The sequence below is a fragment of the Flexivirga sp. genome (assembly GCF_051955415.1).
GTDB lineage: Bacteria > Actinomycetota > Actinomycetes > Actinomycetales > Dermatophilaceae > Flexivirga.
Map to the genome: position 1 here is coordinate 1 of NZ_JBQCGS010000035.1, position 25,271 is coordinate 25,271.

A 25,271-nucleotide genomic window follows, 5' to 3' on the forward strand; every position below is an offset into this window, starting at 1 on the left:
GTACACCCACCCCCCCGGGGGGTCCCGCCCCCGCACCCGCCGGTGGACGGGCGGCCGCCGCCCGCGACACGTCGCCAGATCTCCGGCACGTTCTCGATCTCGATCCAGTGGAACTGCACATTCCCGCGATCGGTGATGTCCGCGGTGTTCCGTGCGAACTCCTGGGAGATGCCGGCGATCACCCGCACCTGCTCGGTGGACAGCTTCCCGCCGTCGATGCGCACGCGCATCATGAAGTACGGCGCCTCCAGCTCCTCCGGCGACAGGGTCGCCGTCTGGCCACCCGGGATCCCGTCGCGGCGTTGGGTGTAGAGACCCCACCAGCGCATTCGCCCGCGTAGGTCATCGGCCGGGATCGACGCGAAACCCTCACGGGCGTAGGTCTCCTCGATCCGCGCCCGCACGTTGAGACCGTCGTCGTCGCGCTTGTATGCCTCGTTATGGTTCAGCGGCTCGTGCTCACCGAGCGCCCACTGTCCGTTGGTCTTGGTCACCACGTCCCATAACGTTCCATTTGCCGATGCAAAACGTCAAATGATGTTCAGAGAGTGACACGACCCGACGGGACCGGTCGCTGCGCCGACAGCCGGCTCGCGCGTGCGAGGATGCGACCATGCCCAGCGCCTCCCAGCACGCCACCGTGCGCCGGCGCGCCGTGCTGGGCGCGGCCCTCGCCGGCTGCGTCGCCACGCTGACCGGCTGCGGCATACGGCTCGAACGTGACGCGCCTCACATCCCCGGCATCAAGACGCAGGGCCCACCGCCGGACCAAACCGTGCTGCGCCGACTGCTCGACTCGCTCGATGCATCGATCAACGCCGCCGCGACCGACACGGCCGCCTGGGCGGCGAAGCTGGCGGCCCTCCATCGCGCCCAGCGGACCAGGGTCACCGCCGTGATGGCCACCCAGGGCATGACGCCTTCGGCAAGCACAGCTGCGCCCAGCGGTCCGGCGGTCGATCCCGGCGCACTGTTCAGGTTCGAGCAGGCTGGTGCCCGCGCGGTCGGCACCCTCGCAGACCTGTCCCACCGGAACCTGCCGATGGCGGCGGCGGTCGCGGTGACCCAGAACGCCGGTGCCTCCCTGCTGGGCCACGGGGTCGAGGTCAGTGGCGCCACGGTGCCGAAAGCCGCTGTGGCGCAAGCGATCCTGCCCGCACTGCGCGCGGCGACCTACGCGCTGGAGGTGATCGTCGCCAAGACACCGCTCGACCAGCGCACCCGCGCGGAGGACACCGTGACGATGCTGCACGCGACGCGAGCGCGCTTTGAAGCGGCCCTGGGCAGCGACCTGCCGCTGCCTCCCGACGGCTACGCGCTGCCCGTCCAGCCGACATCGGACGCCCGGCGTCGGCAGCTCGCCCAACGAGTCCTGCACGACCTGGTCACAGCCTGCGCCGACCAGGTCGTCGCCACCAGCGCCGACCACACCTCCTTCATCGGACTCACCAACCTGTGGGCGGACGCCACGGAACAGTGGTGGCGGTGGGGCGCCGCGCCGACGCCCTTCCCCGGACTCAAGTCGGTCGAGTAGCGGATGGCGGAGCGCAGCGGGGGAAATCCGTGTATCGGGACCACTTCAGGCGGGTCTCGATACACCTCCTCCGCTTCGCTCCCCCGGCACTCGACCAACCTCGACGACTTCGGACCGAGCATCCCGGCCGCGTTCCGGCAGATCGTCCGAGGCCGCGCCGCCGAGCCCGCGGTCAGCGGCGAGGACTGGCTGGCCCGGCTGCCCGGGCAGGTGGCCGAGCTGGCCGGCGCCTGGGGTCTGGTGGCCGACGGCCCGGTCTGGCACGGCGTGTGCGCCGTGGTCATACCGTGCCACCGGGACGGGCAGCCGGTCGTGCTCAAGGTCAGCTGGCCGCACGAGGAGGCCAGGCTGGAGCACCTGGCGCTGCAGGCATGGGGTGGTGACGGTGCGGTGCGGCTGCTGGCGGCCGATCCCCCGCGTTGGGCGATGCTGCTCGAACCGCTGCTGCACGACCGGAACCTCGACTCGACCGGGCTGCTCGAGGCGTGCGAGACGATCGGTGGTCTGATGCGCCGCCTGGACCGGTCCGCGACGCCGCAGTTCACCAGGCTGAGCGATGAGATCGAGCGATGGATCCCGTTGTGCCGCAATGGTTCGCCGCTCGTCCCGCGCCGTCTCACGGAACAGGCCGCCGCGACTCTGGGCGACCTGCGCGACGGCTGCGACGGTCGCCTGATCCACCAGGACCTGCACTTCCAGAACGTCCTGGCGGCCGAGCGCGAGCCATGGCTGGCGATCGACCCCAAGCCGTTGTCCGGCGAGTGGGCCTTCGCCGTCGCGCCCGTGCTGTGGAACCGCTGGGACGAGGCGGCCGCCGCGACGAATCTGCGCACCCACCTACGTCTGCGCGTCGGCCTGGTTTGCGACGCCGCGGGCCTCGACGAGGATCGGGCGATGGCATGGAGCTTCGTGCGCCTGGTCACCAACGCGATATGGGAGGCGCAGGAGCCGCAGCCCGGGCAGGCGGAGCTCTCCCAATGGATCGCTGCCGCGAAAGCGATGACCGCCTGAACACAAACGGCGGCCACACCGTGAAGGTGTGGCCGCCGCCTCGAGTGGTCCTACTTCGTCAGCTTGGCCAGCACCTTGTCGAAGGTGTCCTTGGTGCTCAGCAACTGGGAGTACTCGGTCGCGTTCTTGCTCGACGACAACTCCTTGCCGTTGATGAACAGCGTCGGAGTGCCGGTGACGCCGTTCTTCGTGGCGTTGTCGGCGGTCGCCTTGACGTACTTGTTGTAGGTGCCCTTGTCGACGCACGAGTTGAACTTGGTCAGCGCGGCTCCGGTGATGCCGGCCTGCTTGCCGGACTTCTTCAGGTCCGCCTTGGTGAAGGTGTCGCCCTGCGCCTCCTGCTGCTCGGGACGCTGCCCGGCGAAGGTCGCCTTGTGGTACTCGGCGGCCTTGCCAGCGTCGGCGGCGCAGTAGAGGCCGTTGGCTGCGATCGTGGACGCCGGCTGGTTGCTCATGTTGTCCTCGAGGAACGTCATGAGGTGCCACACCAGCTTGATCTTGCCCGTCTTGGCCTGCTGCAGGATCTGCTCACCGTTGGCCTTCTCCAACTCGTTGCAGATCGGGCACTGAAAGTCCTCGTAGATGTCCACCGTGGGCGCGCCGGACTGCAGCTTCACGTCCGGATAGGCACGCAGACCCTCGGCGTTGGAGGTGCCGCCCTTGGGCACCGGGCCCGAGTAGGAGCCGCTCTTGTTCGCCTGGGTCACGAACACCGCCACGACGACGACCACCACCAGGATGGTGGCGATGACGCCACCGATGAGTCCCTTGGACGGTCCGTCCTTGGGCTTGGTGGCAGCAAGTCTCTGCGAGGCATCAGGGCGTGGCATGGAGTCACCTTAACTGTCGTTGTGTGTGAATCTGCGATCACTTCGCCGTCATGGCAACGATCAGGAACGCACTGTGGTTCGGTCGCGGCGGGTGTGGCGGCGAAGCTGCGCTCAACCCCACAGTGCGCGGTCGGCGCTGAGTCGGGTGCGCGGCCAGATCACCAGCCAGGCAGCGCACAGCAGGAGGCCGACGTCGCGCAGGATGTCCCACTTGTATGCCGCCGTGGTCGGCAACTTCCCGTTGCTGCCGAAACAACCGCACTGGATCACGATCCCGCGCGCCCACACCGAGCTGATGCCGATGATGAAGGCGATCATCAGCAACCCGCCGAGCACCGCCGTCATCCGGGTCATCAGACCGGCGATCAGCAACAGGCCCAGGATGATCTCGACGAACGGCATCACCGTGCCCCAGATGTTGGACAGGTCATAGGACAGGATGCGGAACGCCTGCGTGTCCAACCGGGTCGTCTGCAGATCACGCGCCTTGAGCACGCCGGCGACCAGATAGGTGACGCCGAGGATCAGCCGAGCCGCCACGCCGATCCAATCCATCGCGGGGTGCTGGTGCCACTTCGTCGTCGCGCTCACCTGCGACGACACCGACTCGGTCTGCTCTGCCACGCCGACAGACTAAACGACTTCGCTGTCCGAGCCGTGCCGACGGGCGGGCCCGCGGTCCGCCAGCCAGCCGCCGACGACGGCCAGCACGTCGAGCAGCTCGTGCGCGACCGCGTCGGGCCGCGCCGCGGTCACCACGATCTGCTCCTGCGGCAGCACCGAGTGCGGAATCCAGATGGCGCGCATGCCGACCTGCTGCGGTCCGTGGACGTCCTCGAAGAGGCGGTCACCGACATACACGCACTTCGCGGGGTCGGCTCGCACCGCGTCGGCGGCCGCGCGGAAGGCCTCGTGGTGCGGCTTGACCCACGGGATCTCGCTGGAGTAGACGTCCCCGTCGATCAGCTCGAGCACGCCATCACGCTCGAACAGCGCGCGGTGGTAGTCGCGGTCCCAGATCGTGTTGGACAGCACACCCACGCGAATCCCCTTGGCGCGCAACCCTTGCCACACCTGCTGGACCTGCGGGTCGATCTGCGTGTGCGGCTCCCAGAACGCGCGGTATGCCGCCAGCGCCGCCGGGTGCGAGCCGCCGCGCAGGTCCGCCCCGGCTTCGACGAGGATCTCCTCGATCCGGGCGCTGCTGTGCTCGGTGCGAGCGCGAGCCCACGCCACGGCGGTCGCCTCCAGCAGCCGCTGCGCGAGCGCCGGGTCGCCGTAGGCGGCGGCGTAGGACATCGCCTCGGCCTCGAAATCGATGTCGTGCCAGGGCGTCAGCGTGCCGCCCCAGTCGAAGATGACGGCTTCGACGTTGCTCACAACGTCGGAGTTCCCTCGGCGATCTCGCGAGTCACCTCGGTGACCACGTCGTCGACCGCGACCTCGCGGCGATCACCGGAGCGCCGGTCCTTCAGCTCGACCACACCGTCGGCCAGGCCCTTGCCGATGACGAGAATCGTCGGGACACCGATCAATTCGGAGTCCTTGAACTTCACGCCCGGGGACACCTTGCGCCGGTCGTCGAAGAGCACGTCGATCCCTGCCGCCTCCAGCTCGCGGACGATGTCCTCGGCCTTGACGAAGACCGCCTCGTTCTTGCCGGTCGCCACGACGTGCACGTCGGCGGGCGCGACGTTGCGCGGCCAGATGAGACCGATCTCGTCCAGGTTGTCCTCGGCGATCGCCCCGACCGCACGCGTCACGCCCACGCCGTACGAACCCATCGTGACGGTGACCAGCTTGCCGTTCTCGTCCAGCACCTTCAGGCCGAGCGCCTCGGCATACTTCGTGCCGAGTTGGAAGATGTGCCCCATCTCGATGCCACGGGACAGCTTCAGCGTGCCGTGCCCCGTCGGCGAGGCGTCCCCCTCGCGGATCTCAGCCGCCTGGATCGTGCCGTCGGCGGTGAAGTCGCGTCCGTGCACCAGGTCGATCACGTGGTGGCCGGCCCGGTCCGCGCCGGTGACCCATGCCGACCCCACGGCGACGGACGGGTCGAGCAGGTAGCGGATCCCGCTGGCGTTTCCCTCGCCGAGGACGCCGGGACCGATGTAGCCCTTCGCCAGCACGGGGTATGCCGCGAAGTCCTTCTCCTCGAACGCGGCGACCTCGGCGGGCGCGACCTTGACCTCCAGGCGCTTGGCGTCCACCTCGCGGTCGCCGGGCAGCCCGATGGCCAGCGGCTCGCGTGTGCCGTCGGGGTGCTCGAGCATCACGATGACGTTCTTCAGCGTGTCGGCAGCGGTCCAGTCCCGGCCGTCGGCGCGCGCGTGATCCTTGTTCAGCGCGGTGACCAGCGTCTCGATCGTGGGAGTGTCCGGGGTGGGCTCCACGTGCGCGGGCCCGGCGGTCACCGCCACCTCGGGGGCCTGCGCGATCTCGACGGCCTCGACGTTGGCGGCATACCCACTGTCGTCGCGGACGAAGGTGTCCTCGCCGTGCGGGCTGACCGCCAGGAACTCCTCGGAGGCGGAGCCGCCCATGGCGCCGGAGTCCGCCTTGACGATCACGTACTCGAAGCCGAGCCGGTCGAAGATGCGGATGTAGGCGTCGCGGTGGGCGTCATACGCCTTCTGCAGGCCGGCATGGTCGACGTCGAAGGAGTAGGAGTCCTTCATGATGAACTCGCGGCCACGCAGGATGCCGGCCCGCGGGCGGGCCTCGTCGCGGTACTTGTTCTGGATCTGGAAGAGCGCCAGCGGCAGGTCCTTGTACGAGGAGTACATGTCCTTGACGGTTAGGCAGAACATCTCCTCGTGCGTGGGGCCGAGCAACATGTCGGCGTCCTTGCGATCCTTGAGCCGGAAGAGGTTGTCGCCGTATTCGGTCCAGCGGTTGGTCGCCTCGTAGGGCTCCCGCGGCAACAGGGCCGGGAACTTCACCTCCTGGCTGCCGATGCGTTCCATCTCCTCGCGGATGATGCCCTCGACCTTGCCCAGGACGCGCATGCCGAGCGGCAGCCAGGTGTAGATGCCGGGCGCTACCCGACGGATGTAGCCCGCGCGGACCAACAGCTTGTGGCCCGGCAGCTCCGCGTCGGCCGGGTCCTCGCGCAGGGTTCGCAGGAACAGGGTCGACATACGCAGTGCCACGGGGGCTCCTTCGGATACGTGCGGTGGGTTGCGCGCAAGGATACCGACCCGGTCGCGGACGGCGGCGCTCACATTGGCCGGTCCGGAAGCTCACCTGGTCACCGCGCGAGCACTACCGTGACGAGAGTGCCGCCAAGAATGTGGCCACTCGCCGCGCTGAGCGTCGCCGTGATCTCGCTGTCGGGTTGTCAGACCGAAGACGTGTCGGGATCGACGGCCTCGGCTGCCCCTGCGATGCCGATGGTCCAGGCCTCCCGCAGCCACTGCGGAGCGGGCTGGACGCACGCGGCAGCCGGCCTCGTGCAGGTGCAGGTGCGCAACACCGACGTGAATGCCGAAGAGGTCTACCTGGCCGACGCCGACGGCAAGCTGTACGGCGAGATCGATCCCCTCGCACCCGGCGCCACCGCAGTCCTGCGCACCAGGCTCTCGGCAGGCAGCTACCACGTGGTCTGTTCGGTCAACGACGGCACGCCGGTGCACGGTCCGGAGGTGTCGGTCAGTGGCGCGGCAGCAGGCGTCCGTGGCGTGCGGCCGGTGACCTCCGCCGATCTGGCACCGAGGGTGATCGCCTACCAACGCTGGGTCGAGGGCCGGCTGACGGTCCTACGCGGACAGGCGAAGACTTTGTCCGCAGCGCTGAGTTCGGGTGATCGCGGCTCCGCGCGGGCGGCCTGGCGCACGGCGAATCGCATGTGGAACACGATGGGCGGTGCGTATGGCGCGTTCGGCGACCTCGGCGACGCGATCGCCGGCGACCCGCTCGGACTGCCCAGGGGCGTGCAGGACCCGCGATGGACCGGGCTGCTGCGCATCGAGTACGGCCTCTGGCACGGCCAGACGCCGACGGCACTGGCCCGGGCGTCGCTGAGGCTCGAGAGAGACCTCGGGTCGTTGGACCGGCACCTGAAGCGCACCCAGTTCCAGCCGCTGGACATCGTTCGGCGCACCCACGAGATCACCGAGGACACCCTGCAGCAGACACTCACCGGCCACGCGGACTACGGCGCACACGTGCAACTGGCCGATGCTCTCGCGCAACTGGACGGCACCACCGAACTGCTGACGATGCTGCAGCCTCTGCTGGCGCCGCGATACCCGGGGCTGCCGGCGGTTCAGCGCCAGATCGCCAAGGCTCGCACGGACATTCGCGGACAGCACCGATGGGCCCCTGGCGCCCCCGACGCCGGCCACGAACTCGTGGACAGCGACATCGCGCAGCTCGCCGAGCTGCTCGCACCCGTCCCCACCATCCTCGAACCCAGGATCACATGAACGACGTCAGTCGCAGGTCGATGCTTCGCGCCGGGGTCCTCACCGGCGGCGCCGGGGCCGTCGCGGTCGCCGCCACCGCCGGACGTGCCCTCGCCGACGCGCCGGCGCCCGCCGCGGGACGCCGGCTCGCGCCGTTCCACGGCATACATCAAAGCGGTGTGCTCGGTCAGCCACTGCCGGCGGCGACCATCGTGGCGTTCGACCTGACGACCGGCACCCGGTCCGGGCTCGCCGCACTGCTGCGGACACTCACCGACACGCTCCGGTCCGTGACGGCCGGCGGTGCCGCCGCGTCGCCGGGCATCACCACGACCGCCGGCACCGGCCTGCTCGGTCCGGATGTGCCCACTCACGCACTCGAATCCGTCGTCGCCCTCGGCGCGGAGGTCTTCACCGAACGATTCGGGCTCGCCGGCGCGAAACCGCGACGGCTGCGTGCCATGGACACCTTCCCCGACGATCAGCTCGACCCGGCCTGGTGCGGCGGGGACCTGTTGGTGACGTTGCAGAGCCAGGACCGGGACGTCGTGACCAACGCGCTGCGGGAGGTCTGCCGAGCCACCCGTGGTTCGATGCAGATCCGTTGGAAGCAGGACGGATTCACCCCACCACCGCGGCCGACCGGTCAGCCGCGCAACCTGCTGGGCTTCAAGGACGGCATCGCCGGACCCGATCCGAGCGACGACCGGCAGATGCGCTCACTGGTCTGGGCCGGCGCCGGCGAGCCGGCCTGGGCCGCCGGCGGCAGCTACTACGTCATGCGCCGGATCCGGATGCTGGTCGAGTTCTGGGACCGGGTCTCCACCTCCGAGCAGGAGCGGATGTTCGGACGGCGCAAGGACAGCGGCGCGCCACTGACCGGCGGACGTGAAGAGTCGCTGCCGGACTACCGGAACGACCCGAACGGCAGCGCCATACCGCTGGACAGCCACATCCGGATGGCCAATCCGCGCACCCCGGCGACCGCTGCGTCGCAGTTCCTGCGCCGGTCCTATTCGTATGACGCCGGCGTTGATTCGGTCGGCAACCTGGACATGGGCCTGATGTTCGGGGCGTTCAACGCGGACCTGGACCGGCAGTTCGTGACCGTCCAACGCCGCCTCGCCGGCGAGCCGCTGGTCGACTACATCACCCCGGTCGGCGGCGGCTACTTCTTCGCGCTGCCAGGAGTGCGCGACGCCACAGACTTCTACGGCAGTGCCCTACTGGCGTAGTCGTGTCCCCCACCACGCATCACGGAAGGAACAGATCGTGCACAAGAAGCCTGCACTGCTCGTCGCTGCGTCGACGAGTGCGGTGATCGTCGCCGCAGGTGCCACCGTCGCGCTGCAGTCCAGCGCGCACGCCGCGACGCCGCCTCCATCACATTCGCGTCATCAGGCCGCCCGCACCACCACGCCGATCAAGCATCTGGTCGTCCTGTTCGACGAGAACGTGTCGTTCGACCACTACTTCGGCACCTACCCGCACGCCGCCAACACCGACGGCACGAAGTTCACCGCAGCCCGTCATACGCCACGCGCCGACACCGAGCAGAACGCCGGCCTGATCCGCTCCAATCCCAATCTCTACAAGCCGTTCCGTCTCTCTCCGGACCAGGCGGTCACCTGCGACCAGAACCACGCCTACACCCCGGAACAGAAGGCGGCCGACGGCGGCAAGAACGACAAGGTCATCGAGAACACCAGTGTCGACACCTGCACCGGGGAGTTCGGCGCGCCCGGACTGGCGATGGGCTACTTCGACGGCAACACCGTCACCGGGATGTGGAACTACGCGCAGCACTACGCGATGAGCGACAACATGTACGGCTCGAACTACGGGCCGTCCTCGCCCGGTGCGATCAATCTGGCGTCCGGCAACACCTGGGGCATCCATGCGGTCGATCCCAGGACCGGCGAACCGACGTCGGACAGTTACGTCGTCTCCACGCCCGACGCGCACGGCGTGGGCACCATGACCAACGACCCGGACCCCGCCTTCGACGACTGTTCGGACCACAACCACACCTCGACCAACAACCTCGGTGTCATGCAGGGCAAGAACATCGGCGACGAGTTGAGCTCCGCCGGCATCTCGTGGGGTTGGTTCCAGGGCGGGTTCACGCCGAACACGGCGTACGCCGGAGACGGCAGCTACGCGCAGTGCACCACCGCGCACGCCAACGTCGGCGGCGGCACGTCGGTGGACTACAGCCCGCACCACAACCCCTTCGCCTATTACAAGTCCACGTCCAACCCACACCACCTGCCCCCGAAGTCGCTCGCCGAGGTCGGTCACGACGGGCAGGCCAACCACCAGTACGACCTGACCTGGTTCAACGACGCGCTCAAGCACGGCAACATGCCGGCGGTGTCGTTCCTGAAGGCGCCGTCCTACCAGGACGGTCACGCCGGCTACTCGGATCCGATCGACGAGCAGCACTTCCTGGTGAACGAGATCAACGCCATCCAGCAGTCGCCGGAGTGGAAGAGCACGGCGATCGTTGTCACGTATGACGATTCGGACGGCTGGTACGACCACCAATTCGCCACGATCCGCACCGGTGCGCGCGACACGAACCTCAACGAGCCGATGTGCACCCGGGTCAAGGAACCGGTCACCGCGAGTGGCCCGCAGGACGACCGGTGCGGTCCCGGACCGCGGCTGCCGTTCCTCGTGATCTCGCCCTACTCGAAGGTCAACTCGATCAGCCACCAGCCGCTGGAGCAGGCCTCGGTCATCAAGTTCGTCGAACAGAACTGGAAGTTGCCGCAGCTGGGCAACGGTTCGTTCGACGCACGCGCGCACTCGTTCGCCTCGCTGCTCAGCTTCGGGCGGCCGAAGGCGTCCACCGTGCTGCTGAACCAGGACGGCTCGGTCAAGAGCGTGACTCCCCCGGCGAAACACCACGGGCATGGAAAGGCGCACGGAAACGGGCACGGGCACGCCTGACGCGCGCCGAGGAAGTCGCGACAGTAGCGACCTCCTCGCCTGAAAGTCGCTCTCGGGGCGAGCAACCGACGACGGTCGTCGGTTACTCGCCCTGAGCGCATCTGTCAGCCGCTCCGTCACATCGTGTTGACGATGAGACCGATGTGGGTGAAGAAGTTCATCGCGCCGAAGAGTGCGAAGACGACGCCGGCCACGGCCCACGACCAGCCGGTAATGCGCAGCGCAACCGCTGTCGTGTCGACACGCTCACGGACGGCACGCACCGCGAAGGGGAACGCGATCGCACCGATCCCGACGAGCGCCAGCAGCAACGACATGAAGGTCGCCTCGATCATCGGGTGATCGGCGAACGCGCCGGAGATCGGCTCCTGCGCCGGTGCGGCGAACAGCTTGTACCGGATGCCGGCGGACCCGATCGCCAGCATCGACAGCCCGAGGAAGCCGATGAAGGCACTCAGCGGACCGGCGACCCGCGCCGCCGCGCGGAGTGCGCTGGCCGGCCCCTGCGCGGCACGTTCGATCAGACCGGCACCACGGCGCCACAGATAGAGCGCGGCGGCCAGCAGCAACACACCGAAGCCGAGGCTGGTCTCGCCGAAGATGATGTTGTCGAAGGGGAACCCGCCGGCCGCCAACGGCCAGGTCAGGGTCATGTGCAGCCCCGTCGTGCTGAGGATCAGCCCCAGCACCCCGAAGTTGAGCGCCCACCCGTCAGTGCTCAGCTCACGGGGCGACCGGATCAGTTCCCGGGCGAAGAGCACCAGCGTCAGCAGGCCGACCCCGGCCGCCACCGCCATGATCGTGTTGTACGTGGGCATGTTCGCCCAGTCGATCTTCAGGCCTTTGTCCGCCGTCTGCATACCTGCCAACTGAATCGATGCCGCGTGCACCGTTCCCACCTACTTTCGTCGTGCTGCGTGCGTCGTCGCACGTCATCAGCTAAAACCTATACATGTGTGTAGGTATTCCCGCACGCCGGGCGGCATACGATGCGGGTATGGCGAACTCCTCTGCCGCCCGGCGTCATACCCGACAGGCACGCAGCACGGCCAAACAGGAGGCGATGCGGTCGGCAGCCGCGCGGCTACTGATCGAGGAGGGCCCGGCGGCGGTCACCCACCGTCGCGTCGCCACCGCCGCGGGAGTGGCCGCCGGCTCCGCGACGTACTACTTCCCCAGCCGTGAGGAGCTCTACGCGCAGGCGGTCTCGGCTGCCGAGGAGCTGCGCGCGTCCGGCGCGGAACAGTTTGCCGCCGAGCTGACTCGGCGCCGCCGCGGTGCGACCCGGACAGCACAACTGCTCCTGGAGACGCTGTACTACCCGCGGCTGACCGCGGACGTGGTCCCGGTCCGGCTGGAGCCGATGATCTCCGCGACCCGCGAGCCCGGCCTCGCCTCGATCATGCGTGCGCACCGGCCAAGGTTGCTGGCTGCGTTGGGCACGGTCCTGACCAAGTGCAACCCGTCGGCCCGCCACGTGTCGGAGGCCGACCTCGAGCTCATCGCGCTGTCGATCGACGGCGCCCTGCTGTATGGCGCCGCGGGCGAGGACGACCCGGTGCCCTACGCCACCGCAATGGTGGCCCGACTGGTGTCCCTGATCGAGGTTTGAGTCACCCGGCGACGGGTTGCGCACGCCGCACGATCGATGCGGTGTCGAGTCCGGGGGGCAAGGTGCCGAAAACTCCGGCGTGCCGGCCCAGCACCCGGGAAGCCAGGAATGCCTCCGCGACCTCGGTCGGCGACTGCCGGACCAGCAGACTGGCTTGCACAAGCACCGCCATGCGTGCCGCGAGCCAGCGGGCGACATACTCGGCGCTGGACGTATCTCCCAGGTCAGCAATGGTTTTCAGCACTTCAGTGACACCGTCGTGCAGCTCCGCGACTCCGGCCTGCTCGACCTCGTCGCGCCAGGCATCGATCCCCTCCGGCTGACGCTGCAGCACCCGCAGCACGTCCAGTGCGTTGACGTTGCCACTGCCCTCCCAGATGGAGTTGAGCGGCGACTCGCGGAAAAGCATCGGCAGGCCGGAGTCCTCGACGTAACCGTTGCCGCCGAGCACCTCCAGCGCTTCCGCCACGTGGAACGGCGTGCGCTTGCACACCCAGAACTTCGCCAACGGCAAGCCGATGCGGCGCAGGGCACGCTGCGCCGGGTCGTCCGGCGTCTCGAGCGCCCGCGCGAGGCGCAGACCGAGCGCCGTGGCCGCCTCGGACTCGAGGGCGAGATCGGCCAGCACGTTGCTCATCGCCGGTTTGTCGACCAGCAGGCCGCCGAACGCGCTGCGATGCTGCGCATGCCAGATCGCCTCGGCGAGGCTGCGGCGCATGAGCGCCGAGGACCCGAGCACGCAATCCAGCCGGGTCGCGGCGACCATCTCGATGATGGTGCGCACGCCGGCGCCCTCGTCACCGAGCCGGCGGGCGTGGACGCCGGCGAACTCCAACTCGCTGGACGCGTTCGACCGATTGCCCAGCTTGTCCTTCAAGCGCACGATGTGCAGCGGGTTGCGGCTGCCGTCCGGCAGCACGCGTGGCACCACGAAACAGGTCAGGCCGCCCGGTGCCTGAGCGAGCACCAGGAAGAGGTCGTTCATCGGGGCGGAGGTGAACCACTTGTGACCGGTCAGCCGGTAGCTGCCGTCAGCCGTCGGAGCGGCCACGGTCGTGTTGGTGCGCACATCGGAGCCGCCCTGCTTCTCCGTCATACCCATGCCCGCGAGCAGACCACGCTTGCCGGTGGGTTCACGCAGGCCGAAATCGTAGGTGGTGGAAGACAATCCGGGCGTGAGCTCGTCGGCAAGTGCAGCGTCGGCACGGAGCGCGGGCACCGCGGCGTAGGTCATCGTCATCGGGCATCCGTGCCCCGGCTCGATCGCGCTCCACGCGATGTATGCCGCTGCCCGCCGCAGGTGCTGCATCGGTTCGGCCGATGTCCACGGCGCACCGGTCAGTCCGAAGCCGACACCCTTGTCGAGCATCCAGTGCCAGCTCGGGTGGAAGTCGACCTCATCGACACGCGCACCGAAGCGATCGACCGGGCGGAAGACCGGCTCCTGCGCATTGGCGAGCATCCCGTGTTCGCGAGCCTCCGCCGAACCGGCCAGTTGCCCGACCGGCGCGAGCGAGGCAAGCACCCGATCGGCAGCTGCGCCGGCCAGGGCACGCACCGCAGCTGTCAGCGCCGCATCCCCGGTGACGGTGTTGTGGCCGACCAGCACCGGGGACTGATTGCCGGGCTTCCGGGCGAAGGGATCAGTGGAGTCCGCCATGCGTGACAGACTACGCAGCTCCCCGGCCCTGGACGCTACGGTCGTCGGATGGAACCGACCTCTTGGCCGGCGCTGCCGCTGCCGTGGGCGTCCGACGAGCTCGCCCGTGGCCCGCGACGCTGGTGGACCGGTCCGCTGGACGTCGAAGGGCTCGCCGTCGGCAGTGTCGTCGCGGCGGCCTCTGCGGCGAATGCCCTTGCATCTGCACGTGGTTCGTCCTGGCGCTCGTTCGTCGCGAGCGGCCTGGTCGGCGCATCGTTCGGGTCGCTCGACCGGCTCAGGGTGAACGGGGAAGCACTGCACGGATGGGGCGAACTGTCCGGTTTCTTCCGGACCGCCGACGGCTGGATCCGGCTGCACGGCAACTATCCCCACCATGCCGACGTGATCCGTGCCGTTCTCGGCGCGCCGGACCGGCGTGCGGTCGCGAGCGCCATACAGGAGCGCACTGCGGTGTCGCTCGAGGAGGAGCTGCGCGCCGCCGGCGGCATCGCCGGTGCGGTACGCAGCGCGGACGTATGGCGCGCGCACCCCCACCATCGCGCGGCCATCGCCGACCGTCCGCTGGTGACCGTCGATCCGTCGACCGGTGCGACCAGTCCTCTCCTGCCGTCGGATTCGCTGCCCTTGCACGGAGTCCGCGTGCTGGATCTGACCCGGGTCATCGCCGGCCCGACGGCAGCACGCTTCCTCGGTGCGCTGGGCGCCGATGTGCTGCGGATCGACCGGCCCGACCGCCCCGAACTGCTCGAACAGCACCTGGACACCGGTTTCGCGAAACGGACGGCGGCACTCGACTTCGCCGACACGCACGGTCTGGCGACGGTGCGCGAGCTCGCCGGCACCGCCGACATCGTGCTCAGCGGCTACCGACCGGGGTCCCTGCACCGCTTCGGACTGGACCGGTCGTCGCTCCTCGCCGATCATCCCCGCATGGTGGTCGTCGAACTGTCCGCGTGGGGCGACATGGGCGCCTGGGGACAGGAGCGTGGCTTCGACAGCATCGTGCAGGCCGTCAGTGGCATCGCCACCGGCTACGCGGACGGCCAGGGCCGGCCCGGGGCGCTCCCGGTCCAGGCGTTGGACCACGCCACCGGGTACCTGATCGCGGCGACGGCCATGCGACTGCTGGCCCGCCGCCCGTACGAGGGCGGCGCCGGCGCACGGCTGGCCCTTGCCCGCACCGCGCACTGGCTGTTGCAGCGGGATGCGGCCCCCGTCGAGCCGCAGGACGCCTTCGACGGCCCCGACTGCCCGCTGTGGTCGGCCAGCGCCGCCTCGCCGTACGGCAGCATCGACTACGTGCGCCCGCCGCTGTTCGCCGGCCACGTGCCGCTGGACTTCCCGTCGCCGCCGCGCCGCTATGCGGCCGACCCGCCGGAATGGTGGCTCGACGACGAACCGAACGAATCAGCGGATGACCGGCTGAGCCACTGAGTGGCGCGTGCAGGTCAGCGGCCGGCGCCCCACGCGGCCCGGATGAGCGGCCACTGCAATGGCAGGCGCGCCACCGTGCCGGCCAGGAACATCGCCCGGGACGGCGAGGCACCCCGGGTGGCAACCACCTTCGCTGCGTTGGCCGTCATCTGCACGTTGGCCGGGAACACGCCCAGCAGCAGCGCAGCCGAGGCGCGGCCGGCGGTGCGGCGCGTCGTCGGCACGAGCAGCCCTGCGGCGCAGGCCAATTCGGCGATGCCGGAGGCACGGATGACGTCAACCGGCCGCGGCACCTTCGACGGCATGATCGGGGCGAACGTCTGCGGACGCACCAGATGCAGCACGCCGGAAGTGGCGAACGCGCCCACGAGGATCTTGGCGGTCGGGGTCAGGGAGGCAACCATGCTCGGAGTGTTTCAGAGGATGACGGTCGCGAAGGTGCCCACCTGCCGGAAGCCGGCGGCATGGTAGGTGCGCAGCGCCGGCTCGTTGTAGCCGTTGACATAGAGCGTCACCGTCGGCGCGATGGTCTCGATGACCTGCTGCACCACCGCCCGCATCGCGGGCGTCGCCAGGCCCTGTCCGCGCCGCTCGGGCGCCACCCAGACGCCTTGCAACTGCGCCACTCCGGCCGCCAGCGAGCCGACGTCGGCCTTGAAGACGACCCGGTGGCCCTCGGTCACGACGAAGGTGTGCCCGGCGCTGATGAGCGAGGTGACCATGCGGCGGTATTCACGATCGGAGCCGGTGTAGGGCGGGTAGCCGATCTCCTCGGTGAACATCGCGGCCGAGGCGGGCAGCACCTCGTCGACCTCGTCGAGCCGAGCCCGGCGCACCCGGGCGTCCACCGGGCCGGTGCCGTGCGCCGGGAGCGACGACACGGCCAGCATCGGCTGGTCCGGCCGGACCGATCGTGCGTCGCCCCAGTGCCTTTCCAGCCGTTGCCACAGCCCGAGGACCTGTTCGGCGTCGCCGAAGATGGAGGAGCAGCGGCGTCGCTTGCGCCGCAACCGGACTGCGAAGGCGTCCAGAGCCGCATCGTCGGCGGCGATCGGCACGACGTTGGCGGACGTCCAGCACATCGACCGCAGCCGTCGACCGTCGTCCGTGCCGAGCAGTGCGCCGACGTAGGACGGGCCGCCCTCGATGAGGCGCGCCGCGACGAAGACGTTGGCCAGTGGGTCCGCCGCACACAGGTCCAACGCCGCCGAGAAGTCGCCGGGGCCGAGAGCCCGTGCTCCGCCGAGCGTCCGTAACACACCTCCAGCCTTGCACCGTCCGCTCCCGCACACACCGAAATCCGCTGATCGATTCGGGGTGTCTCTCGTTACAGTGCCGCTGATGACTTCTCCCACGGCCTCCGACCCCTCCGGAACACGCGTTCACGCCGACTACCGCAAGTGGGACGGATCGCCGCACTGGCAGAGCTACGGCACTCTGCTGGGTGTCGATGTCCACGGTTGCTGGGTGGGCTTCCCGCAGGGGACGCACTTCGAGCGGCCCGGCGCGGCCTTCGACCTCGAGCGTGACTCGGTCTCGCTGTTCCCACCGGCGACGGGCTTCACGCCGGCGTTCAACGAGCCGACCGGGTCGCCCGAGCTGGTCCAGGTGTATGTCGACATCACCACTCCGCCGGTCTGGTCACGCACCGACGACGGGGGCTGGCGGGTGACGATGATCGACCTCGATCTGGACGTCGTGCAGCGCGCGAACGGCTTCCTGTATGTCGACGACGAGGACGAATTCCTCGACCATCAGCGCAGATTCGGTTACCCGGAGGAGGTCGTCCGGCGAGCTGAGGACGACACCAGGAGGGTGTTCGGCGCGATCCGGGACGGGCGGGGCCCGTTCGACGACACCGGATGGCGCTGGATGCGCCGGCTGCACCCGGGCACGACCGACGGCACGTCATACGGTCAGGATGCGGACGGCACCGAGTCAGCCGTCGGCGTCGAGTGACTCGACCGACCTGACGATCTCGGTCTTCTCGGACGCGTCGACCGGCACGCCGAGGACGCCTGCCCAGCCGTCGACCTGCTCGGCCCGGTAGCGGTGTCCGTGACCGCCCACCGAGGAGTTGGCCGAGATCAGGTCCACGGTCGTGAGCCAGAAGGTCACCAGCGGATACCAGGTGAGGTCCTTGTCCACGTCGTGGCCCGCGCGCTCACGGGTCCATGCCGGCTGACGGTAGATCAGTGAGGGGTCCCACCAGACGATCGGATCGGACGGATGCTGCAAGAACAACACCCGGGGCGGGCGCCAGTCGCCGAGCGGGCGGCCGTAGGCGTCCCGGTCGATCTGTGCGGTGTTGCCCGCGAAGCGGATGTGCCGCCCGTTGTCGATCACCGGAGCGACCTGCGGGCTGCCACGCTGGCGATCCCTGGTGATGGACCGCCAGAGCGGCGTGGAGTTGGGCGTGCCGCTCCACAGCGCACCGTCGACCATCGACAGCAACTGGTCGGCGCGACTGAACGCGGCCTCGGTGCTCAACGCACCGAGCGACTCGCCCGAGAGCAACAACTCCGGCCGCCGGTCCGGTGAGCGCGCCTGGATCATCGCGTGGACGGTTCGCACCAGCTCCTCCCCGCCCTGCGCCGGCAGCGAGCGGTTGGTGAGGAACTGCACCACGCTGGGCAGGAACGAGTACTGCACCGCGACGGTGGCGACGTCGCCACCGGTGAGCACCTCCAGGGTGCGCACGTTGTATTCGTCCACCCAGCCACTGCCCGTGGTGCCGACCACGTTGATGAATCTGCGGTCCAGGGCGCCGGTACGGCGCAACTCCTGGACGATGACGTGCACCAGTGCGTGCGGGTCGACATCGCCGGTCTCCGGCGCGGCGTAGAGCCGGATGGGCTGCTGGGCGGGCTGCCCGGTGATCGCCGAGATGGTCTGCGCGGACGGCGTGTGCGCGGTGTAGATCTGGCCCTCCCGCCCCAGCTTCGACCACGGCTGGGTCGCGCCGGGGCCACCGGAGACCAGCGGTGAGATCGGAGCCGTCAGCCCGTCCGGCGGCGCGTTGTTGACCTTCGCCGCGGACGCCGACAACGCCTCCAGCCCCTTCACCGCGATGACGCTGCGGGTCAGCCAGGTCGCCGACCCGGCCACCAGGCACACGGCCAGCAGGCCTGCGACCGGTTTCGGGAGCGCGAAGCCGAGCACGAACCGGGACGCGCGAAAGGCGCTGCGCACCGTCCACACGATCGCCAGCAGCACGGCCGTGAGGGCGATCGCGGCGAGCAGCGACAGTCCGTCGCTGAGCAGCGAGGGGGCCGGCAGATCGACCAACCGGGCGCTGTGTCGGCGACCGCGATAACCGGCGAACCAGACCGTGATCGTGATGGCCACCGCGAGCGTCCACAACACGATGTGCACGCGGGTGCGACGCGCTTCGGCGAAGACCACGCGCACACCCAGCCAGCCGAAGACGACGGACGCGACCGAGCCCAGCAGGGTGCCCGCGGCGTACCCGGTGATGGCGGACAGGGCCGAGGCGGCGGCCTGCACGGCCCACGGCCGCGGCAACAGGCTGGGGGCGAAACTCGCCAGCAGCGCCAGCCAGCCGAGCACCAACCCGGTGACTGACCGGCGTGCCAGGAAGCGGGCGAAAACGTTGGGTTCGCCGGCGTTCTCGGACTCGGTGGGGTCGTCATCCCGGATGGCCACCGGGCCGGGTGACGTGTCTGCGACCTCAGGAGCGGAAGCGCGGCTGGTCACCCCCGAAGGGTATCCATCGTCGGCGTCGCACCGCCGCACGGCTCCCTGCAGCCTCGCAACAGCCCGAGGTCCACAGCGGGCGCTCGGCCGGTCAGCCGACTGTGACGCTCGGGCTGCCCGCGGCGTCCTCGTCCACCGGCTCGCCCATCTCGTCGGCGATGCGCATGGCTTCCTCGATGAGGGTCTCGACGATCTGCGACTCGGGAACGGTCTTGATCACCTCGCCCTTGACGAAGATCTGTCCCTTGCCGTTGCCGGACGCAACGCCCAGATCGGCCTCCCGCGCCTCGCCGGGGCCGTTGACGACGCAACCCATCACCGCGACGCGAAGCGGGACCGTCATACCTTCGAGGCCGGCGGTGACCTCGTCGGCGAGCTTGTAGACATCGACCTGTGCCCGCCCGCAGGAAGGGCATGAGACGATCTCCAGCTTGCGCGGCTTGAGGTTGAGGGACTGCAGGATCTGGTTGCCCACCTTGATCTCCTCCACCGGTGGCGCGGAGAGCGAGACGCGGATGGTGTCGCCGATGCCCTGCGACAACAACGCCCCGAAGGCGGTCGCGGACTTGATGGTGCCCTGGAACGCCGGGCCGGCCTCGGTGACGCCCAGGTGCAGCGGCCAGTCGCCGCGCTCGGCGAGCAACTGGTAGGCGCGCACCATGACCACCGGGTCGTTGTGCTTCACCGAGATCTTGAAGTCGTGGAAATCGTGCTCCTCGAAGAGGCTGGCCTCCCAGACGGCCGACTCGACGAGCGCCTCCGCGGTTGGCTTGCCGTACTTCTCCAGCAGTCGCCTGTCGAGCGAGCCGGCGTTGACACCGATCCGCAGCGAGACGCCGGCGTCCTTGGCGGCGCGCGCGATCTGCTTGACCTGGTCGTCGAACTTGCGGATGTTGCCGGGGTTGACCCGCACGCCCGCACAGCCGGCGTCGATGGCGGCGAAGACATATTTCGGCTGGAAGTGGATGTCGGCGATGACCGGGATCTGCGACTTCTTCGCGATCGCCGGCAACGCATCGGCGTCGTCCTGGCTCGGGCACGCCACCCGCACGATGTCGCAGCCCGCCGCCGTCAGCTCGGCGATCTGCTGCAGTGTGGCGTTGATGTCGGTGGTCGGTGTCGTGCACATCGACTGCACGGAGATCGGAGCGTCTCCTCCGACCTCGACCTTCCCGACCTTGATCTTGCGAGACTTGCGGCGGGGAGCGAGCACCGGCGCCGGAGCGCTCGGCATACCGAGAGAAACAGTCACGTCTCCAGTATGACTCTCGGTCCGAAGTGATCGGCACGTGCCCGACCGGCCGCCCGCGCCGTCCCGCTGACCGAGCACTCTTCAACAAACTGTTGACGCGGAATGTGGTCCATGTCACGCTTTCGGATATCGAAAATGCAGTTCCACATTATGAAACGGAGAGAATCGTGCACGCTGAGCTCCCCCGACCTTCCTGCTCGCGCCCCGACCCTGGCGGTCCCGCGCCCAGACACCTCTGAGGATGGCGCCGTGAAACTCCTACGACGCGAGGGCACCTCGAAGTATCAGGGTCGTCCCGAGGACACGATGTACCGTCCCGGCCGACTGTTGATCTACGGAACCCAACACATCCTGACGATGTATGGCGGAGTGATCGCCCCACCCATCATCATCGGCGGAGCCGCGCATCTGAAGCCCAGCGACATCGCGCTGCTCGTCACCGCCGGCCTGTTCATCAGCGGCCTGGCCACCCTGCTGCAGACGCTGGGCGTCGGACCGGTGGGCAGCCGCCTGCCGATCGTCCAAGGCGTGTCCTTCGCCAGCGTCTCGACCATGGTGTCGATCGCCAGCAAGGACGGGCTGCGGCCGGTCCTCGGCTCGATCATCGTCGCCGGCATCATCGGCGTGCTCGCCTCGACCTACTTCGCGCGCATCGTGCGGTTCTTCCCCGCGGTCGTGACGGGCTCGATCATCACCGTCATCGGCGCTTCGCTGCTGCCGGTCTCGTTCAGTTGGTGCATGGGCGGCAACCAGTCGGCCAAAGACTTCGGCGACCCCTCCCACATCGGCCTGGCGGCGATCACCCTGCTGATCATCGTGTTGATCAGCCGGCTCTTCCAGGGCGCGATCTCGCGACTGTCGATCCTGATCGGCATGGTGATCGGCACGCTGATCGCCGTCGTGACGGGTCACGCGGACTTCTCCGCGGTCAAGGACGCCAAGGTCGTCGCCCTGCCACAGTTCCTGCACTTCGGCTCCCCGGAGTTCCAGTTCGGCGCGATCGTGTCGATGACCATCGTCATCTTCGTGATCATGACCGAGACCACCGCCGACATCCTGGCGATCGGCGAGATCGTGGAGACCGAGGTGGACGACAAGCGCGTCGCGGCCGGCCTGCGCGCCGACATGGCGGCCACGACCGTTGCGCCGCTGGTCGGCAGCTTCCCGGCCAGCGCCTTCGCGCAGAACGTCGGTCTGGTGGCACTCACCGGGATCAAGAGCCGGTTCGCCGTCGCGGCCGGTGGTGGCGTGCTGGTCGTGCTCGGCCTGCTGCCGGTCGTCGGCGCAGTGATCGCGGGCATCCCCTATCCGGTGCTGGGCGGCGCGGGGATCATCCTGTTCGGTTCGGTCACGGCGAGCGGCATCCGCACCCTCGCCCGGGTCGACTACTCGGGCGGACTGAACCTCGTCATCGTCTCGGTCGCCTTCGCGTTCGGCATGATCCCGGTCGGCATGCCCACCTTCTGGGACAAGTTCCCGGACTGGTTCAGCGTGATCATGGACTCGGGCATCAGCTCGGCCGCGATCAGCGCGGTGCTGCTCAACATCTTCTTCAACGAGTGGAAGTGGGGCAACAAGCCGGGTGCGTCCGTGTTCGCCGAGCGGGAGAACCGCGTCGACGAACTGGGCGAACGCCTCGAGGACGACATCGCCGCGTCGGAGCGTCGGCCGCGTCGTGGTCAGTCCAAGGACACTGTGACCGCCAGCGTGGACGGGGTCACCGCCGAGTAACGTCCGCCACCCGAAACACCGTCATGCCGGTCTGCACTGGAGCAGGCCGGCATGACGGCTTCGGTATGGCGACAGGTGCTTCGGCCAGGTCGTGCGGCTGGGATCCCCAATCACCTGAATATCGGGATGCTCCGTGACGTAGTTGCAGCGCTCGCAGAGCCCTTCACCATTGCGCTCGGACGTCTCACCACCGTCGGCGTGGGAATAGCCAACAACAGCAACACTCTTCGGTGATGAATGTTATTCACAAGTACTCCCTCCCCAGCGACGATGCCGTTCGAGAGGGGTGCGGATAACGAATCTCGGCGGACCTCAGCCCGGCAGCCGCCACACCGACACGTGCGACTCGCTGTCTGCGGTGAACTCGCTGCCGTGCCAGTCGGCGAACCGCTGCTCGAGCGTCATACCGGCGAGCTGTGCCATCAGGTCACACTCCGCCGGCCAGGCGTAGCGGAAGTTGCCGACACCGTGACGGAATGAACCGTCGTCCTGGCGGGTGTAATGGTGGGACTGGCTCTGCTGGGTCACCAGGTCATACGTGTCGAAGCCGACGTGGCGCTCCCCCACGTGGAACGGCACCGCGGTCTGACCCGGTGGCAGACGCCGCAGATTCGGGACGCCGATCTCGACGACGAAACGGCCGCCCGGCACCAGGTGTCGAGCGGCATTTCGGAACACCTCGACCTGTTCGTCCTGGGTTCGCACGTTGCCCAGGCTGTTCCAGACGAGGAAGACCAGGGTGAAGTCGCCGTCCACGGAGGTCGTCGCCATGTCGCCGACCGTGACCGGGACGTCGGCACGCTTGGCGGCCAACTGGTCGGCCATGGGCTGCGACAACTCGATCCCGGACACGCTGATTCCCTTGTCGTGCAACGGGATGGCCACTCTCCCGGTGCCGATCGCGAACTCGAGCGCCGGTCCCTTTCCGGCCAGTCGCGCCAGAAAGTCGACCGCCGGATCCAACACCTCCGACGTGAACATGAACGACGACTCCTCGTCATACCGCTCGGCGGTCTCGGCGTCCCACAGGTCACTGCTGCTCGTCATGGCCACGACCCTGCCGCGACCCGCGGGACAATGCCACCGAATAAGTGCCAGCGAAGATGTCCGATGAATATCGTTACGCGCCGATAGTGCCCGGCTCGGCGACGAAGGGCTGGAAGAACTGCGACGGCGCAGCACCCTCCAGGGTGAGGACGAGCGCCGGCACCGACGCACCGTCGATCTGCTCACGGATGATGTCGGCGTGCCCGGCATGGCGGGCGAGTTCCTCGATCACGTGCACCAACAGATAGCGCACCTTCGCCGGACGTTCGTCGAAGATCCCGTCCCACGGCGCCGGCGGCTCCGTGATGCCGGCGTCCGGGTCCGCCTCCGTCAGCTTCGCGGCGAACGCCGTTCGGGCGGCGTCGAATTCGGCCAGCACATCGGTCACTGCCTCGTCCTCACCCACCACAAGACTGCTCAGGTAGGCCGAGAAGCCGGCCTCGTCGAGAGCCCTGGTGACACCGTCCAGCCGCTCGACGTTGCCACGCAACACGTATGCCGCATGCTTGACCAGCGCGGCCACGGACAGCGAACTGCGGCAGGGTGTCGCCTTCGCCTCGGCCTCGGTCAGTCCGTGCAGCGATGCCCGCAGATGGTCCAGTTGCTGCTGGATGTAACCGGTCAGACCGGTGATCTCGTCGTGCTCGGCAGGTGCGTACATGGTGGCTCCTCATCGTCAGCGGTGGTGCGAACGAGACGAGCCTGCCGCTCCTTGCGGACAGTATCGGTCCGCTGGCGCGAGCGGCGTCAGCCGAGCTTGACCGGGTTGACGATGTCGGCGTAGGCCAACAGCGCGAACATCACCAACAGCACCACCGACACGCCGTACGCCAGCGGCAGCGCCTTGGCCACGTCGACATACACCGGACCCTCAATGCCTCGCGCTCGCGCGATGCGCCGCTTGATCGCCTCCCACAACGCCCCGGCGATGTGGCCGCCGTCCAGGGGCAGCAGAGGCACCAGGTTGAAGACGAACAGTGCCATGTTGAGCGATGCCAGGATCATCAGCAGGATCACGATCTTGTCCTGCGTGCTGGCGTACTTGGACTCGGTCACGTCGCCGGCCGCGCGGCCGACGCCCACGACCGACTGTGGGCTGTACTGGTCACGGGTGCCGCCGCTGAAGGCCGCGTTCCAGACGCCGACCATCTTCTGCGGGATCTTCAGGAAGACCGAGGACGTCTTGCCCAAGGCGTCGCCGAACGTCTGCATGGCCTCCGGCAGCGACTGGCGCTCGTCGCGGTAGGTGCCCCCGATCGACGCACCGATCACCCCCACGTCGGCGTACTCGACCTCGCCCTTCCAGTTGACGACCTTCGCACCGTTGCTGTCCTGCTTCGGCATCCGCTGCAGCTTGGGGGTCACTTGCAACCGGACGTCGGTGCCGTGGCGTTCCACCACCAACGGGATCTGCTCCCCGGGGTGGGAGCGCACGATCTGCGTGAACTCGGTGGTGGAGGTGATCTTGGTGCCGTCGATCGACACGATCCGGTCGCCCGGCTCGATCCCGGCCGCAGCAGCCGCGCTGCGGTCGGCGCCCGAGCACGCCGTGACCGTGGCACCGCCGGCGGTCGGCGAACACGGTTGCACCGAGGCGATGTTCGCGGTCTGCTGCACCGGAAGCCCGATGCCGCTGGCGATGATCACCAGCAGCACCAAGGCGATGACCAGGTTCATGAACGGGCCGCCGAACATGATGACGACCTTCTTCCAGGTCGGCAGCTTGTAGAAGACCCGGTCCGCGTCGTGCGGCGCGATGTGTTCGTAGGCGTCTTCCCGCATCTGGTCGGCCAGCTGACTGAAGCGGCCGGTCGACGAGGCGCGGATGTAGCCGGCCTCTTCGCCGGCGCGCGGCGGGAACATGCCGATCATGCGGATGTAGCCGCCCAACGGGATCGCCTTGAGCCCGTATTCGGTCTCTCCCCGGCGCCGCGACCAGATCGTCGGGCCGAAGCCGACCATGTACTGGGTCACCTTGACGCCGAACAGCTTCGCAGGCGTGAGGTGACCCAACTCGTGCAGAGCGATGGAGACGCCGATGCCGAGCAGCAGAATGATCACGCCGAGCAGGAACAACAC

Annotated in this window: 22 protein-coding genes and 1 pseudogene; 9 read left to right on the plus strand and 14 right to left on the minus strand. The window is 68.7% G+C overall.

Features of this window, described 5'->3' with window-relative positions; all coding sequences use genetic code 11:
* Positions 1-497: pseudogene (locus ACTHL4_RS05670) on the minus strand (nitrite/sulfite reductase); the annotation flags it as partial.
* Between the two features lie 116 nt (positions 498-613).
* Here ACTHL4_RS05670 and ACTHL4_RS05675 point away from each other — a divergent pair.
* Together ACTHL4_RS05675 and ACTHL4_RS05680 are read left to right on the plus strand one after the other, a co-directional pair.
* The gene (locus ACTHL4_RS05675; RefSeq protein WP_440281770.1) at positions 614-1,534 is read left to right on the plus strand and encodes a DUF4439 domain-containing protein; all 921 of its coding nucleotides are present in this window, start codon (positions 614-616) and stop codon (positions 1,532-1,534) included.
* A gap of 3 nt (positions 1,535-1,537) precedes the next feature.
* Positions 1,538-2,545 carry an aminoglycoside phosphotransferase family protein gene (locus ACTHL4_RS05680; RefSeq protein ID WP_440281771.1) on the plus strand — a complete coding sequence of 336 codons (1,008 nt, stop codon included), beginning with the start codon at positions 1,538-1,540 and terminating at the stop codon, positions 2,543-2,545.
* 50 nt (positions 2,546-2,595) lie between these two features.
* Here the strand turns inward: ACTHL4_RS05680 and ACTHL4_RS05685 are convergent, their stop codons facing one another.
* The 4 genes from ACTHL4_RS05685 to ACTHL4_RS05700 all read right to left on the minus strand — a co-directional run bounded on the left by ACTHL4_RS05685 (position 2,596) and on the right by ACTHL4_RS05700 (position 6,527).
* The gene (locus ACTHL4_RS05685; protein ID WP_440281772.1) at positions 2,596-3,375 is read right to left on the minus strand and encodes a DsbA family protein; all 780 of its coding nucleotides are present in this window, start codon (positions 3,373-3,375) and stop codon (positions 2,596-2,598) included.
* A 111-nt stretch (positions 3,376-3,486) separates the two neighbouring features.
* Positions 3,487-3,999, minus strand: a complete 513-nt coding sequence (locus tag ACTHL4_RS05690; RefSeq protein WP_440281773.1) for a MauE/DoxX family redox-associated membrane protein — start codon at positions 3,997-3,999, stop codon at positions 3,487-3,489.
* Between the two features lie 9 nt (positions 4,000-4,008).
* Complete coding sequence (locus tag ACTHL4_RS05695) at positions 4,009-4,755, minus strand: HAD family hydrolase (RefSeq protein WP_440281774.1); 747 nt, start codon at positions 4,753-4,755, stop codon at positions 4,009-4,011.
* On the minus strand, positions 4,752-6,527 hold the full coding sequence (locus tag ACTHL4_RS05700) for a proline--tRNA ligase (protein WP_440281775.1): 1,776 nt from the start codon (positions 6,525-6,527) through the stop codon (positions 4,752-4,754). The genes ACTHL4_RS05695 and ACTHL4_RS05700 overlap by 4 nt, the downstream gene beginning before the upstream one ends.
* A gap of 234 nt (positions 6,528-6,761) precedes the next feature.
* On the opposite strand from ACTHL4_RS05700, the gene ACTHL4_RS05705 reads away from it, so the two are divergent.
* From ACTHL4_RS05705 to ACTHL4_RS05715, 3 genes are read left to right on the plus strand one after another with little or no spacing between them, the layout of a single operon-like run.
* Complete coding sequence (locus ACTHL4_RS05705) at positions 6,762-7,802, plus strand: imelysin family protein (protein WP_440281776.1); 1,041 nt, start codon at positions 6,762-6,764, stop codon at positions 7,800-7,802.
* On the plus strand, positions 7,799-9,016 hold the full coding sequence (locus ACTHL4_RS05710) for a Dyp-type peroxidase (RefSeq protein ID WP_440281777.1): 1,218 nt from the start codon (positions 7,799-7,801) through the stop codon (positions 9,014-9,016). The genes ACTHL4_RS05705 and ACTHL4_RS05710 overlap by 4 nt, the downstream gene beginning before the upstream one ends.
* A 37-nt stretch (positions 9,017-9,053) precedes the next feature.
* Positions 9,054-10,736: a phospholipase C gene (locus ACTHL4_RS05715; RefSeq protein ID WP_440281778.1), complete on the plus strand. Its 1,683-nt coding sequence runs from the start codon at positions 9,054-9,056 to the stop codon at positions 10,734-10,736.
* A 116-nt stretch (positions 10,737-10,852) separates the two neighbouring features.
* Here the strand turns inward: ACTHL4_RS05715 and ACTHL4_RS05720 are convergent, their stop codons facing one another.
* Positions 10,853-11,596, minus strand: a complete 744-nt coding sequence (locus ACTHL4_RS05720) for a DUF981 family protein (RefSeq protein ID WP_440281779.1) — start codon at positions 11,594-11,596, stop codon at positions 10,853-10,855.
* A 137-nt stretch (positions 11,597-11,733) separates the two neighbouring features.
* Between ACTHL4_RS05720 and ACTHL4_RS05725 the strand changes: the two genes are divergently transcribed.
* Positions 11,734-12,348: a TetR/AcrR family transcriptional regulator gene (locus tag ACTHL4_RS05725; protein ID WP_440281780.1), complete on the plus strand. Its 615-nt coding sequence runs from the start codon at positions 11,734-11,736 to the stop codon at positions 12,346-12,348.
* Between the two features lies 1 nt (position 12,349).
* Here the strand turns inward: ACTHL4_RS05725 and ACTHL4_RS05730 are convergent, their stop codons facing one another.
* A complete protein-coding gene (locus ACTHL4_RS05730) occupies positions 12,350-14,008 on the minus strand; it encodes an acyl-CoA dehydrogenase family protein (RefSeq protein ID WP_440281781.1) in 1,659 nt (552 codons plus the stop codon).
* Between the two features lie 48 nt (positions 14,009-14,056).
* On the opposite strand from ACTHL4_RS05730, the gene ACTHL4_RS05735 reads away from it, so the two are divergent.
* Complete coding sequence (locus tag ACTHL4_RS05735; RefSeq protein WP_440281782.1) at positions 14,057-15,445, plus strand: CoA transferase; 1,389 nt, start codon at positions 14,057-14,059, stop codon at positions 15,443-15,445.
* Positions 15,446-15,459: 14 nt separating this feature from the next.
* Here the strand turns inward: ACTHL4_RS05735 and ACTHL4_RS05740 are convergent, their stop codons facing one another.
* Together ACTHL4_RS05740 and ACTHL4_RS05745 are read right to left on the minus strand one after the other, a co-directional pair.
* Positions 15,460-15,849, minus strand: coding sequence for a DoxX family protein (locus ACTHL4_RS05740; RefSeq protein ID WP_440281783.1), 390 nt, complete (start codon positions 15,847-15,849; stop codon positions 15,460-15,462).
* Positions 15,850-15,861: 12 nt separating this feature from the next.
* The gene (locus ACTHL4_RS05745) at positions 15,862-16,704 is read right to left on the minus strand and encodes a GNAT family N-acetyltransferase (protein WP_440281784.1); all 843 of its coding nucleotides are present in this window, start codon (positions 16,702-16,704) and stop codon (positions 15,862-15,864) included.
* A gap of 82 nt (positions 16,705-16,786) precedes the next feature.
* Between ACTHL4_RS05745 and ACTHL4_RS05750 the strand changes: the two genes are divergently transcribed.
* Positions 16,787-17,404, plus strand: coding sequence for a DUF402 domain-containing protein (locus ACTHL4_RS05750; RefSeq protein ID WP_440281785.1), 618 nt, complete (start codon positions 16,787-16,789; stop codon positions 17,402-17,404).
* Here ACTHL4_RS05750 and ACTHL4_RS05755 read toward each other — a convergent pair.
* Both ACTHL4_RS05755 and ispG read right to left on the minus strand, forming a co-directional pair.
* Positions 17,384-19,162, minus strand: a complete 1,779-nt coding sequence (locus ACTHL4_RS05755) for an alpha/beta-hydrolase family protein (protein WP_440281786.1) — start codon at positions 19,160-19,162, stop codon at positions 17,384-17,386. The two genes, ACTHL4_RS05750 and ACTHL4_RS05755, sit on opposite strands and share 21 nt — an antisense overlap.
* Before the next feature lie 91 nt (positions 19,163-19,253).
* Complete coding sequence (ispG, locus tag ACTHL4_RS05760) at positions 19,254-20,396, minus strand: flavodoxin-dependent (E)-4-hydroxy-3-methylbut-2-enyl-diphosphate synthase (protein WP_440281815.1); 1,143 nt, start codon at positions 20,394-20,396, stop codon at positions 19,254-19,256.
* Positions 20,397-20,663: 267 nt separating this feature from the next.
* Between ispG and ACTHL4_RS05765 the strand changes: the two genes are divergently transcribed.
* On the plus strand, positions 20,664-22,145 hold the full coding sequence (locus ACTHL4_RS05765; protein ID WP_440281787.1) for a nucleobase:cation symporter-2 family protein: 1,482 nt from the start codon (positions 20,664-20,666) through the stop codon (positions 22,143-22,145).
* A 312-nt stretch (positions 22,146-22,457) separates the two neighbouring features.
* Here ACTHL4_RS05765 and ACTHL4_RS05770 read toward each other — a convergent pair whose 3' ends face one another.
* The 3 genes from ACTHL4_RS05770 to ACTHL4_RS05780 all read right to left on the minus strand — a co-directional run bounded on the left by ACTHL4_RS05770 (position 22,458) and on the right by ACTHL4_RS05780 (position 25,271).
* Positions 22,458-23,192: a class I SAM-dependent DNA methyltransferase gene (locus ACTHL4_RS05770; protein ID WP_440281788.1), complete on the minus strand. Its 735-nt coding sequence runs from the start codon at positions 23,190-23,192 to the stop codon at positions 22,458-22,460.
* Between the two features lie 73 nt (positions 23,193-23,265).
* The gene (locus ACTHL4_RS05775; protein ID WP_440281789.1) at positions 23,266-23,853 is read right to left on the minus strand and encodes a DinB family protein; all 588 of its coding nucleotides are present in this window, start codon (positions 23,851-23,853) and stop codon (positions 23,266-23,268) included.
* An 86-nt stretch (positions 23,854-23,939) separates the two neighbouring features.
* Positions 23,940-25,271 (minus strand): M50 family metallopeptidase, encoded by a 1,332-nt coding sequence (locus ACTHL4_RS05780; RefSeq protein WP_440281790.1) that lies wholly within the window; start codon positions 25,269-25,271, stop codon positions 23,940-23,942.